This window comes from Streptomyces sp. NPDC097595 (genome assembly GCF_044761525.1).
Lineage (GTDB): Bacteria > Actinomycetota > Actinomycetes > Streptomycetales > Streptomycetaceae > Streptomyces > Streptomyces drozdowiczii_A.
In genome coordinates this window covers 124,375-140,338 of the sequence record NZ_JBIWCN010000001.1, presented here as the reverse complement: position 1 = coordinate 140,338, position 15,964 = coordinate 124,375, and the positions used below count along the sequence as shown (strand labels likewise).

General features: G+C 71.8%; 14 protein-coding genes. 9 read left to right on the top strand and 5 right to left on the bottom strand.

Annotated elements, in window-relative coordinates:
- The first annotated feature begins 215 nt into the window (after positions 1-215).
- The 6 genes from ACIQZN_RS00595 (at position 216) to ACIQZN_RS00570 (ending at position 6,734) form a co-directional block, all read left to right on the top strand.
- Positions 216-1,430, top strand: coding sequence for a helix-turn-helix domain-containing protein (locus tag ACIQZN_RS00595; protein WP_403986220.1), 1,215 nt, complete (start codon positions 216-218; stop codon positions 1,428-1,430).
- Positions 1,431-1,647: 217 nt separating this feature from the next.
- Positions 1,648-1,911 (top strand): hypothetical protein, encoded by a 264-nt coding sequence (locus ACIQZN_RS00590; RefSeq protein WP_403986217.1) that lies wholly within the window; start codon positions 1,648-1,650, stop codon positions 1,909-1,911.
- 92 nt (positions 1,912-2,003) lie between these two features.
- On the top strand, positions 2,004-2,477 hold the full coding sequence (locus ACIQZN_RS00585) for an SCP2 sterol-binding domain-containing protein (protein WP_403986214.1): 474 nt from the start codon (positions 2,004-2,006) through the stop codon (positions 2,475-2,477).
- A 4-nt stretch (positions 2,478-2,481) separates the two neighbouring features.
- Positions 2,482-3,696, top strand: a complete 1,215-nt coding sequence (locus ACIQZN_RS00580; protein WP_403986211.1) for an acyl-CoA dehydrogenase family protein — start codon at positions 2,482-2,484, stop codon at positions 3,694-3,696.
- 82 nt (positions 3,697-3,778) lie between these two features.
- Positions 3,779-4,606, top strand: a complete 828-nt coding sequence (locus ACIQZN_RS00575) for a hypothetical protein (protein WP_403986208.1) — start codon at positions 3,779-3,781, stop codon at positions 4,604-4,606.
- A gap of 55 nt (positions 4,607-4,661) precedes the next feature.
- Positions 4,662-6,734, top strand: coding sequence for an MDR family MFS transporter (locus ACIQZN_RS00570; RefSeq protein ID WP_403986205.1), 2,073 nt, complete (start codon positions 4,662-4,664; stop codon positions 6,732-6,734).
- A 25-nt stretch (positions 6,735-6,759) separates the two neighbouring features.
- Here ACIQZN_RS00570 and ACIQZN_RS00565 read toward each other — a convergent pair whose 3' ends face one another.
- The 3 genes from ACIQZN_RS00565 to ACIQZN_RS00555 are packed head-to-tail and all read right to left on the bottom strand — an operon-like array spanning position 6,760 to position 8,368.
- Positions 6,760-7,215 (bottom strand): YchJ family protein, encoded by a 456-nt coding sequence (locus ACIQZN_RS00565; protein ID WP_403986202.1) that lies wholly within the window; start codon positions 7,213-7,215, stop codon positions 6,760-6,762.
- Positions 7,216-7,271: 56 nt separating this feature from the next.
- Positions 7,272-7,508 (bottom strand): DUF397 domain-containing protein, encoded by a 237-nt coding sequence (locus ACIQZN_RS00560; protein ID WP_111339243.1) that lies wholly within the window; start codon positions 7,506-7,508, stop codon positions 7,272-7,274.
- Positions 7,508-8,368 (bottom strand): Scr1 family TA system antitoxin-like transcriptional regulator, encoded by an 861-nt coding sequence (locus tag ACIQZN_RS00555; RefSeq protein ID WP_391262344.1) that lies wholly within the window; start codon positions 8,366-8,368, stop codon positions 7,508-7,510. The genes ACIQZN_RS00560 and ACIQZN_RS00555 overlap by 1 nt, the downstream gene beginning before the upstream one ends.
- 205 nt (positions 8,369-8,573) lie before the next feature.
- Between ACIQZN_RS00555 and ACIQZN_RS00550 the strand changes: the two genes are divergently transcribed.
- The 3 genes from ACIQZN_RS00550 to ACIQZN_RS00540 all read left to right on the top strand — a co-directional run bounded on the left by ACIQZN_RS00550 (position 8,574) and on the right by ACIQZN_RS00540 (position 12,945).
- Positions 8,574-9,032, top strand: coding sequence for an ATP-binding protein (locus tag ACIQZN_RS00550; RefSeq protein ID WP_403986198.1), 459 nt, complete (start codon positions 8,574-8,576; stop codon positions 9,030-9,032).
- Positions 9,026-9,460: a hypothetical protein gene (locus ACIQZN_RS00545; RefSeq protein WP_403986195.1), complete on the top strand. Its 435-nt coding sequence runs from the start codon at positions 9,026-9,028 to the stop codon at positions 9,458-9,460. Before ACIQZN_RS00550 ends, ACIQZN_RS00545 begins: the two co-directional genes overlap by 7 nt.
- 125 nt (positions 9,461-9,585) lie before the next feature.
- Complete coding sequence (locus ACIQZN_RS00540) at positions 9,586-12,945, top strand: DUF4132 domain-containing protein (RefSeq protein ID WP_403986192.1); 3,360 nt, start codon at positions 9,586-9,588, stop codon at positions 12,943-12,945.
- Here ACIQZN_RS00540 and ACIQZN_RS00535 read toward each other — a convergent pair.
- Positions 12,940-14,292 (bottom strand): 6-phospho-beta-glucosidase, encoded by a 1,353-nt coding sequence (locus ACIQZN_RS00535; RefSeq protein WP_403986189.1) that lies wholly within the window; start codon positions 14,290-14,292, stop codon positions 12,940-12,942. The two genes, ACIQZN_RS00540 and ACIQZN_RS00535, sit on opposite strands and share 6 nt — an antisense overlap.
- A 51-nt stretch (positions 14,293-14,343) precedes the next feature.
- Positions 14,344-15,912, bottom strand: coding sequence for a cytochrome P450 (locus ACIQZN_RS00530; RefSeq protein ID WP_403986186.1), 1,569 nt, complete (start codon positions 15,910-15,912; stop codon positions 14,344-14,346).
- Positions 15,913-15,964: the final 52 nt, after the last annotated feature.

Genomic DNA, 15,964 nt, shown 5'->3' with positions numbered 1-15,964 from the left:
ATCCGCGAGTCCGTCGCACGCGCGGGGGCCCACCGAAGCGGTGGCTGAAAACAGCCGATACATGGCCCATACATTTCGTCTTGTCCTGCCTGTGTTCAGAGCCACATACGTGGACTATCTTCGGCAGCCGAAGTTGGTACGCACCTGAGAACTGCTGGGAGCGCTCTCCCGTCCGTCACCCCATCGGGCGCCGAAGAGCAAGAAGGGGTCAAGGTATGCCGGGAGTTGCGCAACCCTCGGAGCTGGGAGAGCCGCTGGGACCGCTGCCGCAGGAGTTCGCCACGATCGTGCGGCCCGAACTTCCCAGCCTCATCAAGGAGATCGGCCTTGAGGTCACCCGCGCCTACCCCGAGTACGCGCGGCTCCTCGACGGACCGTACGGCCAGGGCATCCGGGTCGGTGTCGAGCAGAGCATCTCCGTGTTCGTGGACCAGGTGGCCGAGCCGGCCGCCCCCTCCGCGCTGCGCGACGAGATGTGCCGCAGGTTCGGCCGGTTCGAGGCGTACGAGGGGCGCAGCCTGGACCAGTTGCAGGGGGCGTACCGGCTGGGCGCCCGCGTCGCGCTGCGCCGGGCGAAGAAGATCGGCAGGCGCTACAACCTCTCCCCCACGATGATGCTGACGTTCGCGGACGCGTTGTTCAGTTACGTGGACGAGCTGGAAGCCCTGTCGCGCGAGGGGTACTTGGAGGTGAGGTCGGCCTCCGACGACCACACGGACACCTTGCGGCGCAGGCTGCTGCATCTCATCCTCGCGGGGCGGCCGGTGCCGCGCGTGGCCATCGCCGAGCTGTGCGAGCAGACCGGCTGGACGCTGCCGGACGAGGTGACCCTCGTCGCCGTCCGCCCGTCCCCCGATCTGGACCGGCTGGCGATCGACCGCGACGTACTCGTCGACTTCACCGATCCGCAGCCGCACTTACTGATCCCGGGCCCCTTCGACGACATGCGAAGACGCATGCTGGAACACGCGCTGCCGGGGGTCCGCGCCGCCGTCGGCCTGACCGTCCCCTCCTCGCTGGCCTCGGACTCGATCCGCTGGGCCCGGCGGGTGCTGGAACTGGTGGACGCGGGCGTCATAGACGACGCGCCGGCCATCCTCTGCGACGACCACCTCATCACCCTGTGGCTGCTCTCCGATCCGGTTCTCCTCGACCAGCTCGCGCGCCGCGAACTCGCCCCGATGGCCAACATCAGCGCCAACCGGCGCGAACGGCTCATCGAGACCCTCAGGATCTGGCTCGACACCCGGGGCACGGCGGCCCAGATGGGCGAGCTGCTCGACGTACACCCCCAGACCGTCCGCTACCGGATGCGCAATCTGGAATCGATCTTCGGCGATCAACTGGTCGATCCGGAGGCGCGGTTCTCGACGGAGACCGTGCTCCGCGCCATGCAGCTGCGGGCCCGCAGCAACGACACACCCATCTGAACAGCGCGCGACGCACCTTCGGCCCGACGAGCACCTCACGCGAAGTCAACCTACTTGCTGGTAAGGGGAAATAGCCGGTCATTCCCAAACGGTTGCCACACGGAGACGTACTCAACGAGAAACCAGGAACTGCGTCTCGTTATATGGAGTGGAGTCGGTCCGCCCACCCGGCGATCCGACGCCCGACCTCCTGGCCACCATCGAGAGGGAACCCCCCATGACCGCCTCGCACCTGCTCGTCCCCGTCCCCATCCCGGACCGCATCGCCGCGCTCATCGGCGCCTGCACCCCCGCACACATCCTCCAGGCCGAGCTCGACGCGGACTGCGCCGCGCGCGAGGTCCGCAGGTTCCGTGGGCCCAGGTTGGGCATCGAGGACCAGGCCGACCGCGAGCTCGCCCTGTCGGAACTGGCCCGCGCCAACAAGGTGCTCGCCGCCCATCATCCCCGGCTCGTGGTGCGCCCCGGCTCCGCCTGGTGACCTCGCACGACGGCCCGTCGCCCACCTTGCGAAGAGACCGCCACACCCTTACCTTACTCAAAAGTAAGTTTACTTCAGAGTAAGGAACTGGCGTGGCCGACAACAGCAGCGGCAAGGTCACCGACGAACTGGCCGCCCTCGACTTCGCGGCCGTCTCCCCCGAGGAGTTCGCGCGGATCGTGAAGGGGCTGTCCGCCAAGCAGCTCGCCGAGGTCATGCACGGGGAGCTGCGCGCCCGGGTGCTCGGCGAGGTCTTCGGCCGGATGAAGCAGCAGTTCCGCCCGGAGGCGGCCGGGGGGCTCACGGCGCTGATCCGCTGGAAGATCACCGGTGACACGGAGGTGGTCTACGAGACCTCGATCGCGGACGGCACCTGCGCCGTCAGCGAGGGCCGCTCGGAGGCGGAACCGCGTACGACGCTGATCATGGCGGACGCGGAGTTCCTGAAGCTGGTCTCCGGCAACGGCAACCCCATCACCATGTTCATGATGCGCAAGCTGAAGGTGGCCGGTGACGTCGGCCTGGCCTCAGGGCTCACCCGCTACTTCGACATCCCGAAGGCGTGAGCCGATGAGCTACTTCTCCCTCGCGCTCACCGAGGAGCAGCAGGACCTGCGCAACTGGGTCCACGGCTTCGCCACCCAGGTGGTGCGCCCGGCGGCGGCCGAGTGGGACGCCCGCGAGGAGACGCCCTGGCCGGTCATCCAGGAGGCCGCCCGGATCGGCCTCTACGGCTTCGAGTCGCTGGCCGACATGTACGGCGACCCGTCGGGGCTCTCCCTCCAGATAGCCAACGAGGAGCTGTTCTGGGGCGACGCCGGCATCGGCATGGCCCTGTTCGGCACCTCGCTCGCCGTCGCCGGGATCTTCGCCTCCGGCACCCCCGACCAGCTCGCCGAGTGGGTGCCTCAGTGCTACGGCGACGAGGACGACCCGAAGGTCGCGGCGTTCTGCGTCTCCGAACCGCAGGCCGGCTCCGACGTCTCCGCGATGACCACGAGGGCCCGGTACGACGAGGCGAAGGACGAGTGGGTGATCTCCGGCCAGAAGGCGTGGATCACCAACGGGGGCATCGCCGAGGTCCATGTGGTCGTCGCCTCGGTCGACCCGGCGCTCGGCGCGCGCGGGCAGGCCGCGTTCATCGTGCCGCCCGGAACGGAGGGCCTGGCCGCGAGCCGCACCATCAAGAAGCTGGGGCTGCGCGCCTCGCACACGGCGGACGTCTTCCTGGACGACGTCCGGGTGCCGGGGCACTGCCTCCTCGGCGGCAAGGAGAAGCTGGACGCCCGCCTCGCCCGCGCCCGCGAGGGCTCCACCGCGAAGGGGCAGGCCGCGATGGCCACCTTCGAGGTCAGCCGCCCCACGGTCGGCGCCCAGGCGCTCGGCATCGCGCGGGCCGCGTACGAATACGCGCTGGAGTACGCCGGCGACCGCGAGGCGTTCGGGCGGCCCATCATCGAGAACCAGTCGATCGCGTTCGCCCTGGCCGACCTGCGTACCGAGATCGAGGCCGTACGGCTGCTGATCTGGCAGGCCGCGTGGATGGCCCGCAACGACCGCACCTTCGACGCCGGACAGGGCTCCATGTCCAAGCTCCGCGCGGGCGAACTCGCGGTGGCCGCCACGGAGAAGGCCGTCCAGATCCTGGGCGGCGCCGGCTACAGCCGGGAGCACCCGGTGGAACGGATGTACCGGGACGCCAAGATCTACACGATCTTCGAGGGCACCAGCGAGATCCAGCGCCTGGTCATCGCGCGGGCGATCTCGGGCCGCCACATCCGCTGACCGCAGGGGCGGCGGGCCGGTGCGGAACCGGGCCAGCGAGGATGGGCGGGTCCGCACCACCGCCGCACCCGGGGGAAACGCCATGCCCGCCGTCCCGCGCCCGTCCGTCCTCTTTGTCACCGACCTCGCCTACGAGGCGCGCGGCCGGCGCTACTGCGACGAGGACATCGGGCTGACGGCGCGGCTGCGCGAGAGCTTCGACCTCGCGCTCTGCCACCCGCGCGACGCCGCCGCCCTGCTGGACGGCTTCGACGCCGTCGTCGTACGCAACAGCGGCCCGGTCCTGCATTACCAGGAGGCGTACGACGCGTTCCGGGCGCGGGCGCTGGAGCTGGGCACCCGGGTCTACAACCCGCTGACCGGGCGCGGGGACATGGCGGGCAAGCAGTACCTGGTAGACCTGAGCCGCGCCGGATACCCGGTCATACCCACCGTGGACCGGGCGGCGGACCTCGGGCTCCTTCCGCAGGCCGAGGGCTACGTCGTCAAGCCGAAGCTGGGCGCGGACTCGGTCGGGCTCAGCTTCGTGGCGACGCCGGACATCGGGCCCGGCGCGGACGGCACCCTGCTCGTCCAGCCCCGGATCGACTTTCGCTACGAGGTGTCCTTCTATTACGTCGACCATGACTTCCAGTACGCGCTGTACGCCCCGGACCCGGAGCGGCGATGGGTGCTGGAGCCGTACGAGGCGAGCGCGGCGGACCTGGCGTTCGCCCGGTCCTTCGTGGAGTGGAACACGCTGGACCACGGCATCCAGCGCGTGGACGCCTGCCGGACGGCGGACGGCGACCTCCTCCTCGTAGAACTGGAAGACCTCAACCCGTATCTCTCGCTGGACCGGGTAGCCGCCCCCGTACGGGAGGCATTCGCCACCCGTATGACCGCCTCCCTGCGGGATCTGCTCGCCTGACACGTCCGGACGTGCCCCGCATGCGGGTGACACGACGCGATGTGAGGGTGCAAAGGTGACCACTGCCAGCGAGACCGCCCCCGCCGCGCAGAGTGCCGCCGCGCCGCCCGTGCTCGATCCGCGCCGCCGCAACATCGTCTTCGGCACGATCGTGCTGGGCATCCTGCTGGCCGCGCTGGACCAGACGATCGTGGGCACCGCGCTGCCGACGATCGTCTCGGACCTCGGGGGCGCCGCCCATATGTCGTGGGTGGTCACCGCCTATCTCCTCGCGGAGACCGTGGCGACGGTGCTGGTCGGCAAGTTCGGCGACCTGTTCGGGCGGAAGATCGTCTTCCAGCTGTCCGCGGTCATCTTCATCACCGGCTCGTTCCTCTGCGGGCTCGCGACGAACATGACGCTGCTGATCGTGTGGCGCGGCCTCCAGGGCATCGGCGCCGGCGGTCTGATGGTCACCTCGATGGCCCTGATCGCCGATGTCATCCCGCTGCGCGACCGGGGCAAGTACCAGGGTGCGATCGGCGCCGTCTTCGGTGTGTCGACGGTGATCGGACCGCTGCTCGGCGGTCTGTTCACCGACCATCTGACGTGGCGCTGGGCGTTCTACGTCAATGTGCCGATCGCGATCGTGGTGGTCATCGCGGCCGCCCGTACGATCCCCTCCGTGAAGGCGGCCGGGCGGCCGGTCATCGACTACCTGGGCATCGCGATGGTCACGGTCGGGGCCAGCGCCCTGATCCTGGCCACCAGCTGGGGCGGGAACGAGTACGCCTGGGGCTCCGGCGTCATCATCGGCCTGTTCGTCCTCGGAGTCGCGGCGCTCGCGCTGTTCTGCCTGGTCGAGTTCCGGGCGAAGGAGCCGATGCTGCCGATGCGGCTCTTCGGCAACCCGGTCTTCACGGTCTGCTCGATCCTCAGCTTCATCGTCGGGTTCGCGATGCTCGGCGCGATGATCTTCCTGCCGACGTATCTCCAGTACGTGGACGGCGACTCGGCGACCCTGTCGGGGGTGCGGACGCTGCCGATGGTCGTCGGTCTGCTCGCCGCGTCCATCTTCAGCGGCAACGTGGTCAGCAAGACCGGCCGCTACCGGATCTTCCCGATCATCGGCTCGCTGGTCATGGCGGTGGGTCTGTTCCTGCTCTCCCGGATGGGCCCGGACAGCGGGGTCTGGCTGGAGTCGCTGTACATGCTGGTGCTCGGCATCGGCATCGGGCTCTCCATGCAGGTCCTGACGATCGCCGTGCAGAACACCGTGGACTACGCGGACCTGGGCACGGCCACCTCGGGCGTCACCTTCTTCCGTACGCTCGGCAGCTCCTTCGGCACCGCCGTCTTCGGGACGATCTACGCGAACGCCCTCGGCCCGCACCTCAGGGACGGGATCACCGAGGCCGCGCGGGCGGGCGGCGATCCGGCGGTGCTGGCGAAGGCGTCCCAGAGCCCGGAGGGGCTGCACGCGCTGCCCGCCGCCCAGTCGGAGCCGCTGGCCCAGGCGTACGCGGACACCCTGCACACGGTGTTCCTGTGGACGGTGCCCGTGGCCCTGCTCGGGTTCGTCGTCGCGCTGTTCCTCAAGCAGGTGAAGCTGCGCGACACCGTACGGGCGGGCTCGACGGACATGGGTGAGGGCTTCGCCTCGCCGAACACCCAGGACTCGGCGCAGCTGCTCGAATTCTCGGTGGCCAAGGTGCTGCGGCGGGTGGACCCGCAGACGGCACGGCGGATCGTCGTGGAGTCCGACACCCGGCTCGACATGGCGGGCGCCTGGGCGGTGATGCAGGTCGAGCTGTTCACGCGGATGGTCGGCCACGCGGGGCTTCGGCTGATCGCGTCCCGGCATCGGATTCCGCCCGAGGTCCTGGTGCCGGTCTTCGACCGCATGATCGAGGAGGGCTTCCTCACCGGGGACGGCCATCTGTTCCAGCACACCGCGGCCGGCAGCCGTGAGGCGCGGACCATCACGGACGCCTGGGCCCGCTGGCTCCACGACCAGCTGGGCGAGGACGGCGAGCGCCCGGACGACGCCCGGCTGCGCGCGGCGGTCGACGTGATCGCGAAGCGGCTGCTGGCGGAGGACCTGACGCAGGAACTGGCGCCGGTCGCCCCGGCGGGCGCGCCCGTCTGAGCCCGGCCCCTCCTCAGTCCGCTCCTCAGTCCGCGAAGACCGCGGTCTCGTACACCCAGGCACCCTCGTGCCGGACGAAGCGGCTCTTCTCGTGCAGGGAGTCGGCGCGCCCGCCCGCCGTGTAGTGGGCGCGGAAGGTGACGGTGCCGGTGGTGTGGAAGGCGCTGCCCTCCGTGGTCTCCAGGACCTCCAGGCCCAGCCAGCGTTGCCCGGGGTCGAAGTCGAGGACGTCGGGGCGGTGGTCCGGGTGCCAGGTGCGCAGCAGATACCCGGCGTCCCGGACGACGAAGGCGGCGTACCGCGACCGCATCAGCGCCTCGCACGTGGCGGCCGGGGCCCCCGCGTGCAGCCGGCCGCAGCACTCGGCGTAGGCAGCGGGCAGCCCACAGGGGCACGGCGAAACCGCGCTGATCTCGGGGAGGGGGGTGGTGCGGGGGCTCGCGGCGGGCGGGCGCCGGGAGCGGGAGGTGCGTCGGGACATGGGTCCATTGTGACGTGCGCGGATGCGCGGCCCCGACGGAGGGCTTTCGGCGCGGCTCAGGTCAGCAGGAAGTCGGCCTGGCCGGCCTTGGCGCCCTGGATGAACGCGGCGATCTCGTGGTGGGTGTAGATGAGGGCCGGACCGTCGGGGTCCGCGGACTGGCGCATGGCGATTCTCCCGTCGGCCAGTTTCATGGCCTCGACGCAGGTACCGCCGTTGCCGCCGCTCCATGGCTTGTACCAGCCTTCGGAGCCGAGGTCAGCGGCAGGCATGCCGTTGTATATGGGTGTCATCACAGCTCCTTGCGGAAGTCCCGGAGGAGTTCCTTCGTGCGTTGTGCCGTCGCGGCCTGGGCCGCCATGCGGTCCATGACCTCGAGATAGGAGGCCACCTCCGGGCGCGCGTCGAAGTAGACGGCCCCGGTCAGATATTCGCTGTAGACCATGTCGGGCAGTTCGGGCACGGCGAACCGGAACAGCACGAACGGCCCGTACGTCCCCGGGTGGTGACCGGTGGAGAACTCCGCGATCTGCAACGTCACATTGGGCATCGACGTCGCTTCGAGGAGCTTGTCCACCTGGGCGCGCATGATGTCGGCACTGCCCACCGGGCGGCGCAGGACGGTCTCGTCCATCACCACCCACAGGCGCGGGGCGTCCGGCTTGGTCAGCAGGGCCTGCCGCTCCATCCGCAGCGCCACATGGCGCTCGATGTCCTCGGCCCTGACCTGGCCCACGGCCCCGGTGCGCATCACGGTACGCGCGTAGTCCTCGGTCTGGAGGAGTCCGGACACGAAGTGCGGCTCGTAGATGCGCAGCAGGCTAGCCGCGCCCTCCAGGCTGACGTACATGCTGAACCAGTCGGGCAGGACGTCGTGGAACCGCTGCCACCAGCCGGGCCTGTTGGCCTCCTCCGCGAGCTCCACGAAGGCGGCCGTCTCGGCGTCCGGGATCCCGTACGCCCTGAGGAGCGCCTGCACGTAAAGGATCTTGAGGGCGACCTCGGCGGTCTCCATCCTGCGTACGGTCGCCGGGGCGACGTGCAGCACCTTGGCGGCCTGGTCCCGGCTCATGCCGGCACGCTCCCGCAGATCCTGCAGCCGCTTGCCGAGAACGACCTGGCCCACGGTCGGGGCGGACCGCGGTTCGCTCACTTCAGACCTCCCCCTGCGCTGTATCCGTGCAGTGTGCCATGTGGTCGCCAACATGGACACAGCCACTCTGGAATTTTCAGAGTGCCTCTTGCCAAGTGTTCGCGACAGGGGGAGAGTTGGGGTGCGAAACCAGTTGACCTGTCGCGCCCGCGGCCTTTTCGAAGATCGCGAAGCGTGACGCAGCCCCCACTGTGAGGATTCGGTCGTGGCACCTGGCAGTGCGCTCATCCCCCGGCTCGTGGAGACCGGACCGGGGACCGAAGCGCTCCGGTACTGCTTCGCGCTGCCCGCGCATCCCGAATCGGTCGCCGCCGCCCGGCGCCTGACGAAGGCCCGGCTCGCCGATTGGCGCGCCGGCGGCGACACCCTCGACGCCGCGGTCCTGATCGTGTCCGAACTGGTCACCAACGCGGTGGTGCACACCACCAGCGCACGGGTCCTGTGCGAGCTGCGGTGCCTCGACGGCCGGCTGCGCGTCTCCGTACAGGACCAGGGGCAGCAGCCGGACGGGCCCCGCCTCGGCAGAGGCGCGGACGACGAGCACGGACGCGGCCTGCTGCTCGTCGACTCACTGGCCCGCTCCTGGGGTTCGCGCGACGCCGGGGACGGCTCGGGCCGCATCGTCTGGGCAGAACTGCCGCACGGCTCGGAGCACTCATGTTGAAGAACGCCATGAACAACTTCCTCGGACACCGCCGCTCCCGCGAGCCCGCCGGCTCCCCCGGCCGGGTGCAACTGCCGCTGCCCACGACCCTCTCGGCGAGTCTCGGCTGCGACGCGGTCGGGGTGCCCGCGCGCCACGGCTTCCGCCTGATGTCCCATCTGCCGCGCACCGGCTGCGTCTTCGCGGACGCCGAGCGCTGGTGGTGGATCGTGCCCGCCGGCTCCGACCTCGACCTGGACTGGCCGGAGCAGGTGGCGTACGCCCGGGGCGCGTGTGTGCCCGCGGTACGCCCCCGGCTCATCCACCAGCCCGACAGCCGCACGCCCTACACTCCGCCCATCCCGCTGTTCCTGATGGTCTGCCAGGTGACCGGCGTGACGCCCTCATGGACCCAGGCGTACGGTCCCCGAGCCGTCTCCGCTCCCTGATCCGGCCGCGCCCCCGGCCTCTCCCCGCCCCGGTCACCCCGCGTTGTCAGTGGTCGGTTCTACTGTGGAACCACTGATCGAAACCCGTGGAATACGGGGTCAACGGGTGTGAAGGGGGCGGGCCGGTGCGTGCTGTGGAGCCTTTCGAGGGCGGTACGTCGCAGTTCGAGGAGACCGGGACGGACGAGGACACGTTCGTCTTCCCGGACGGCTGGCGGCGCCTGGTCCACCCCCGGCGCGGGGGCATCGCGAGGAAGCCGGCGCGGGTGGACGGGAAGCTGGTCGACGCGGTCGCGGAGCGCACGGCCGAGGAGCACGCCTGGATCCAGGAGTATCTGGACGCGCCGCGCAGCGACGCCGCCCTGGTGGCCGAGGTCCGGCGCCACTTGGACGGGGAGCCCTCCCCCGCCGGGGCCGCGGCGGTGGCGGCGATGGTCGGGATGTACGCACCGCCCGGGAACGCCTGGGCGGACAGCTGGGTGCGGCTCCACGGGCTGCCGTTCGCGGCCCGCGCCGCGGTGGAGCTGTTCATGATCGAGCCGCACTGGATACAGAGCGGCCCCCGCCGCTCCGACGCCTGGCTGGAAAGGCTCTCCCGCGCCCGGGGCACCCACGCGCCCGAGTACCGCCGGCAGGCCGCCGACCGGGTCCGGTCCCTGCTCGCCGCCGCCGACGACGAGACGTACCGGGCCACCGTCGACGCACTCTCGGGCTCCCGGACCGACGCGCACCGGAGAATCATCGCGGCCTATCTGGCGCCGAGCGAGGCCGACTGGGTGGCCGCACTGTGCGCGGACCCGGAAGCGACCGGCGAGACGGACGCCGGGCTCGGCTTCCTGATCCTCTGCACGCTCGGCTCACCGGACCAGGCCGCCCTCTTCCCCCGGATCACCGGTTTCGACCGGAGTCCGAAATCGATCGCCACGGCCGCCGAGGGCATCGGCAACATGCTGGCCCCGCTGCTCGCCGAGCAGCTGAGGACGGGTCACCTCTACGGGGAGGAGCGGCGGAAGCTCGCCCAGGCGCTGGTCGAGTTCCCCACGGACGACGCCTTCGGCGCGCTGCTCGTCCACGCGGACAACAAGCTGGTCCGCCCGGTCCTCCTGGACGCGATGGACCGCTGTCCGGCCCGCGCGCTGCGGCTGCTCGCCGCGGACGCCCACCCCTCGGCACCCGGCCTGCTCCGCACGCACATCGCCCGCCACCGCCCCCTCGTGGAGCGGATGCTGCCGACGCTGGACGACGGCCTCGCGGCCGTCGTGGAACCCCTGCTGAACCCGGCCGGCCGCATCGCGGACGCGCCCGCCGAGGCCCTTCCGGCCGTGCTCACCGCACCGACGTGGACCCGGCAGCGGACCATGGCGCGCCCCATCACCGTCACCGGCCTCACCCCGGACACGGGGAAGGCCGTGCGGTGGCAGGCCGGTGAGCGGGAGGAGTGGGCGTCCACCAGCAGCTTGTACACCCGGGGCGAGGCGGTGGACGACTGGGAGCAGACCATCGACTCGCTTCGCCACGGGCTCGACTCGGCGGACCTGCGCCCCGCCTGGGTCTACGTCCACGGGCCGAAGGAGCGGGTCGCGCCCCTGCTCGACAGCTGGGACCCGACCGATGTGTGGGACGCCGCCGACACGCTGAAGCCGGTGGCCGCCCGCTTCAGCCTCGGCGCCCTGCCCCTGCTGCTCCGCGTCGCACCGCGCCGGCCCAGCTCGCTCGCCCCGCTGCTGATGCCGTACGTCGACGCACGGGTCGCCCGGCTCATGGCCGACTGGGCGGTGCGCCTCAAATCCGCGGCCGCCGTCTCCCGTTCCTGGTTCGAGCGGCACGGCGTGCGGGCGGCGCCGCTGCTCGTGCCGGACGCGGTCGGCAGGGCCGGGGCCGCACGGCGCGCCGCCGAGCAGGCGCTGCTGCTGATCGCCGGGCTGCACGGCGACGCGATGGTGCGCGAGGCCGCCGAGGGGTACGGCGGAAAGGCGGAGGACGCGGTGGCCAGGCTGCTGGCCGCGGATCCGCTGGAGCGGGCACTGCCCGCCGACATGCCGGAGCTGCCGCGGTGGGCGGACCCGGTGCTGCTGCCGCAGATCGAGGTGGCGTCGGGCGGAGCGCTGCCGGCGGAGTCCGTCCGCCATCTGCTGACCATGCTCGCCCTGTCCCGGCCCGGCGAGCCGTACCCGGGGCTCGCCGAGGCCCTCCGGGTCGTGGACTCGGCCTCGGCCGCCGAGTTCGCCTGGGCGCTCTTCGAGGGGTGGCGCGCCGCCCTCCTGCCCGCCGACGAGGTGTGGGCGCTGCACGCCCTGGGTGTGCTGGGCGACGACGGGACGGTGCACCGGCTGACCCCGGTGATCCGCGCCTGGCCCGGCGAGAACGCCCATCACCGGGCAGTGGAGGGGCTCGACGTCCTGGCGGCGATCGGCAGCGACGCGGCCCTGCTCCAGCTGCACACCCTCGCGCAGCGCGTGAAATTCAAGGCCCTGAAGGCGCGGGCCACGGAGAAGATCGCCGAGGTCGCGGCGGGCCTCGGCCTGACGGGCGAACAGCTCTCGGACCGGCTGGTCCCGGACCTCGGTCTGGACGCGGACGGCTCCACGGTCGTGGACTACGGCAGCCGGACGTTCACCGTGGGCTTCGACGAGCAGCTGCGGCCCTACGTCCGGGACGACGAGGGCAAGCTCCGCAAGGACCTGCCGAAGCCGGGGGCACAGGACGACGCGGAGCTCGCCGCGACCGAGCGCAAGCGGTTCTCGGCCCTGAAGAAGGAGGTGCGGGCGATCGCCTCCGACCTGGTGCGCCGACTGGAGGCCGCCACGCTGGGGGGCCGCTCCTGGACGGCACGGGAGTTCACCGAGCTGTTCGTCGGCCACCCGCTGGTGTGGCACCTGGTCCGCCGGCTGGTGTGGCTGAGCGAGGCGGACGGGGTGACCACGGCGTTCCGGGTGGCGGACGACCGCGGCTTCGCCGGTATCGGCGGCGAGGATTTCGCCCTGCCCGAGGGGGCGACCGTGCGGCTCCCGCACCCGTTGCGGCTGGGCGAGGCGGTGGCCGCCTGGGCGGAGGTGTTCGCGGAGCACGCGATCACCCAGCCCTTCCCCCAGCTCGGGCGCCGGGTGTTCGCGCTGACCGAGCAGGAGGCCGCCGGTCACCGCCTTGAGCGCTTCGAGGGGATCAAGGTGCCCACGGGCAAGGTCCTCGGCCTGGAACGGTACGGCTGGCGGCGCGGCAATCCCGAGGACAACGGCGTGGAGCGCTGGATCTCCAAGCGGCTGGGCGACCACCGCCACCTGGTGATCGCCCTGGACGGAGGCATCGCGGTCGGCGCGGTCGAGGCCTACCCGGAGCAGACCCTGGAGACCGTCTGGCTCGGTGTCGAACCGTCCGACTACTGGCCCGGCCGCCCCCACGAGCTGCGGTTCGACAGCCTGGGCGCGGTGACCGCCTCCGAGCTGCTGGCCGACCTGACCGCGCTCACCGAGGACGCCGCCTCATGACCGTACGGCCCCCAGATACGCCAGCCCCGGGTGCGCCTTCACATAGCCGTCCACCAGGCGGTGGGCGACGGAGACCGAGTCGACCAGGGGGTGCAGGGCGAAGGCCCGGACCGCGTCCGCGCGCGATCCGCTCGCCGCCGCGTCCAGCACCGCGCGCTCGACGGCCTTCACCGAGGTGACCAGGCCCACCGCGTGGTACGGCAGCGGGTCGACGGAGACGGGGCGGGCGCCGTTGGCGTCGACCAGGCAGGGGACCTCGATCACGGCGTCCGCGTCCAGGACCGAAAGGGTGGACCGGTTGCGGACGTTGAGGATCAGGGTGGTCCGCTCGTCGCGGGCGATCGCCCGCATGAGGGCGAGGGCGACCTGTTCGTAGCCGCCGGACTCCAGGTCGCTCTCCTCGCGCTCACCGGCCCCGGCGACGTCCCGGTTCTCCGACATGTAGGTGGCCTCGCGCTCCGCGCGGGTGCGGTCCCAGGTGGCCAGGGCGGGGGTCGCCGGGTCCTTCATCCGGCCGTAGAAGCCCTCCTGCTGCTCGCGGAGGAAGGCGCCCCGGGTCTGCGCGGCGTCCTGGTAGGCGCGGACGGCCTCGCGATTGAAGTAGTAGTAGTGCAGGTACTCGTTGGGGATCGCGCCCAGCGAGCGCAGCCAGTCGGCGCCGAACAGCCGGCCCTCCTCGAAGGAGCCGAGCAGGTCGGGGTCGGCGAGCAGGCGCGGGAGTTCGTCGCGGCCGGCCACGTACAGCCCGCGCACCCAGCCGAGGTGGTTGAGGCCGACGTAGTCGACGCGGGCCAGGTCCGGATCGGCGCCGAGGACGCGGGCGATGCGGCGGCCGAGGCCCACCGGTGAGTCGCAGATGCCGATGACGCGGTCGCCGAGGTGCCGGGACATCGCCTCGGTGACGAGCCCGGCCGGGTTGGTGAAGTTGATGACCCAGGCGTCCGGGGCGAGCCGGGCGATGCGCCGCGCCAGGTCGACGGCGACCGGGACGGTGCGCAGCCCGTACGCGATGCCGCCGGCGCCGACGGTCTCCTGGCCGAGGACGCCCTCGTCGAGCGCGACGCGTTCGTCGGCGGCCCGGCCCGCGAGTCCGCCGACCCGGATCGCCGAGAAGACGAAGTCGGCGCCGCGCAGGGCCTCGTCCAGGTCGGTCGTGGCGCGGACGGCCGGCGCGTCCGGGATTCCCTCGGCCTGCTCGGCGAGGACCCGGGCGACGGCGGTGAGCCGGTCGGGGTCCGTGTCGTAGAGGGTGACGGCCGTGACCCGGCCCTCGGCGTGGTCGGCGAGCAGCGCCCCGTACACCAGTGGAACCCGGAATCCGCCGCCGCCCAGAATTGTCAGCTTCACGCTTCCGCATGGTACGGGGCGCCCCAGGGGCGCCCCGTACTCACGAGGACTTCAGTCGCCGTTCCACCAGCGGGTCACGACGCGCCAGAGGCGGGCGGGCCCGCCGGGCTTGCGCTGGCGCGGGACGCGGCCGACTGCCGTGTCGTCGCCCGCGGCGCCGGACAGCGCGTCCGCCGATCCGTCGACGGTCGCGGTCGCCCCGGCCGGGGCGCCGGACGACGGCGCGTGGGCCCCGTCCAGGCGGGCGCGGACCGGGGTCGGGGCGGTGTGCCGTACGGCGGACTGGACCTCCCAGTCCTGGCGGGCCGCGTTGGGCCGGCCCATGGAGGGCGGCTCACGGTCGTCCTGCGGGGAGCGGGGGGCGAATTCGGCCGGGAGCTCCACCAGGTGACGGCTCATGAAGTTGCCGACCCATTGCAGATCCTTCTCGTCCACCGCGAGTTCGAGGTCGGGCAGCCGCATCAGGAGGGCGTCGACGCCGACGTCCGCGATGGCGCGGCCGATGTCCTGTCCGGGGCACTCGTGGGGGCCGCCGCTGAAGGCGAGGTGCGAGCGGTTGCCCTCCATGTTGGCGGTCAGGTCGGGGCGGACCACGGGGTCGGTGTTGGCCGGTGCGATGCCGACGATCAGGGCGTCACCGGCCTTGATGTGCTTCCCGCCCAGTTCGGTGTCGCCGACGGCCCAGCGGCCGAAGACGGCGGTGAACGGGGGCTCGTCCCACAGGGTCTGCTCGACCGCCTCGGGGACGGTCATGTGGCCGCCGCTGAGCCGGGCCCGGAAGCGCGGGTCGGTGAGGACCATGCGCAGGACGTTGGCGATCAGGTTGGCGGTGGCCTCGTAGGACGCGATCAGGATGAGCCGCAGATGCTCGGCGACCTCCTGGTCGTTCATGTTCGCGGGGTGCTCGACCAGCCAGGTCGCGAAGTCGTCGGCCGGCTCGCGGCGGCGGCGCTCGACCAGGCGGGTGAGCGCTCCCACCACATAGGCGTTGCTCTGGACGGCGGTGGCGGTGCCCTTGATCATGTCGCGGGCCGCCTCGACCATCCGGTCGTTGTACTCCTCCGGCATGCCGAGGATGGCGCACATGACCATCATCGGCAGCCGTTCGGCGAACTCGGCGACGAGGTCGGTGCGGCCCTCCCGGCAGAAGCCGTTGACGAGCCGGTTGCTGTACCGGTTGACGTGGCGCCGCACACCGCGCGTGTCGATGCGGGCCATGGAGTCGGTGACGGCGCCGCGCTGGCGTTCGTGGGTGGCGCCGTCGGCGAAGACGCAGATCGGCTGCCAGGTGAAGATCGGCGCCAGCGGGTGGTCGGGGGCGACGCTGCCGTCCTGAAGGGCCCGCCAGCGGCGCGAGTCGCGGGAGAACTGCGAGGGCGTACGCGTCATGTGCAGGTTCTCGCTGTGCCCGAGGACCAGCCAGGCGGGCACGTCGCCGTGCAGCAGGACGGGGGCCACCGTGCCGTGTTCGGCGCGCAGTTTCTCGTACAGGCCGTGCGGGTCCTGCTCGGCCTCGGGGCCGTAGAGCCGGCGCAGACCGCCGGGCCCGACGCTCAGGCCGTGGGCCGGGCACTCGGGGGGCGGGACCGGGCCGTGCTCGTAGGGGAAGGGGCTTGTCACGATCGCTCCAGGGGTCGGGCCGCGGGGGCCTGACGGTCGGGGGCGCGGTGGG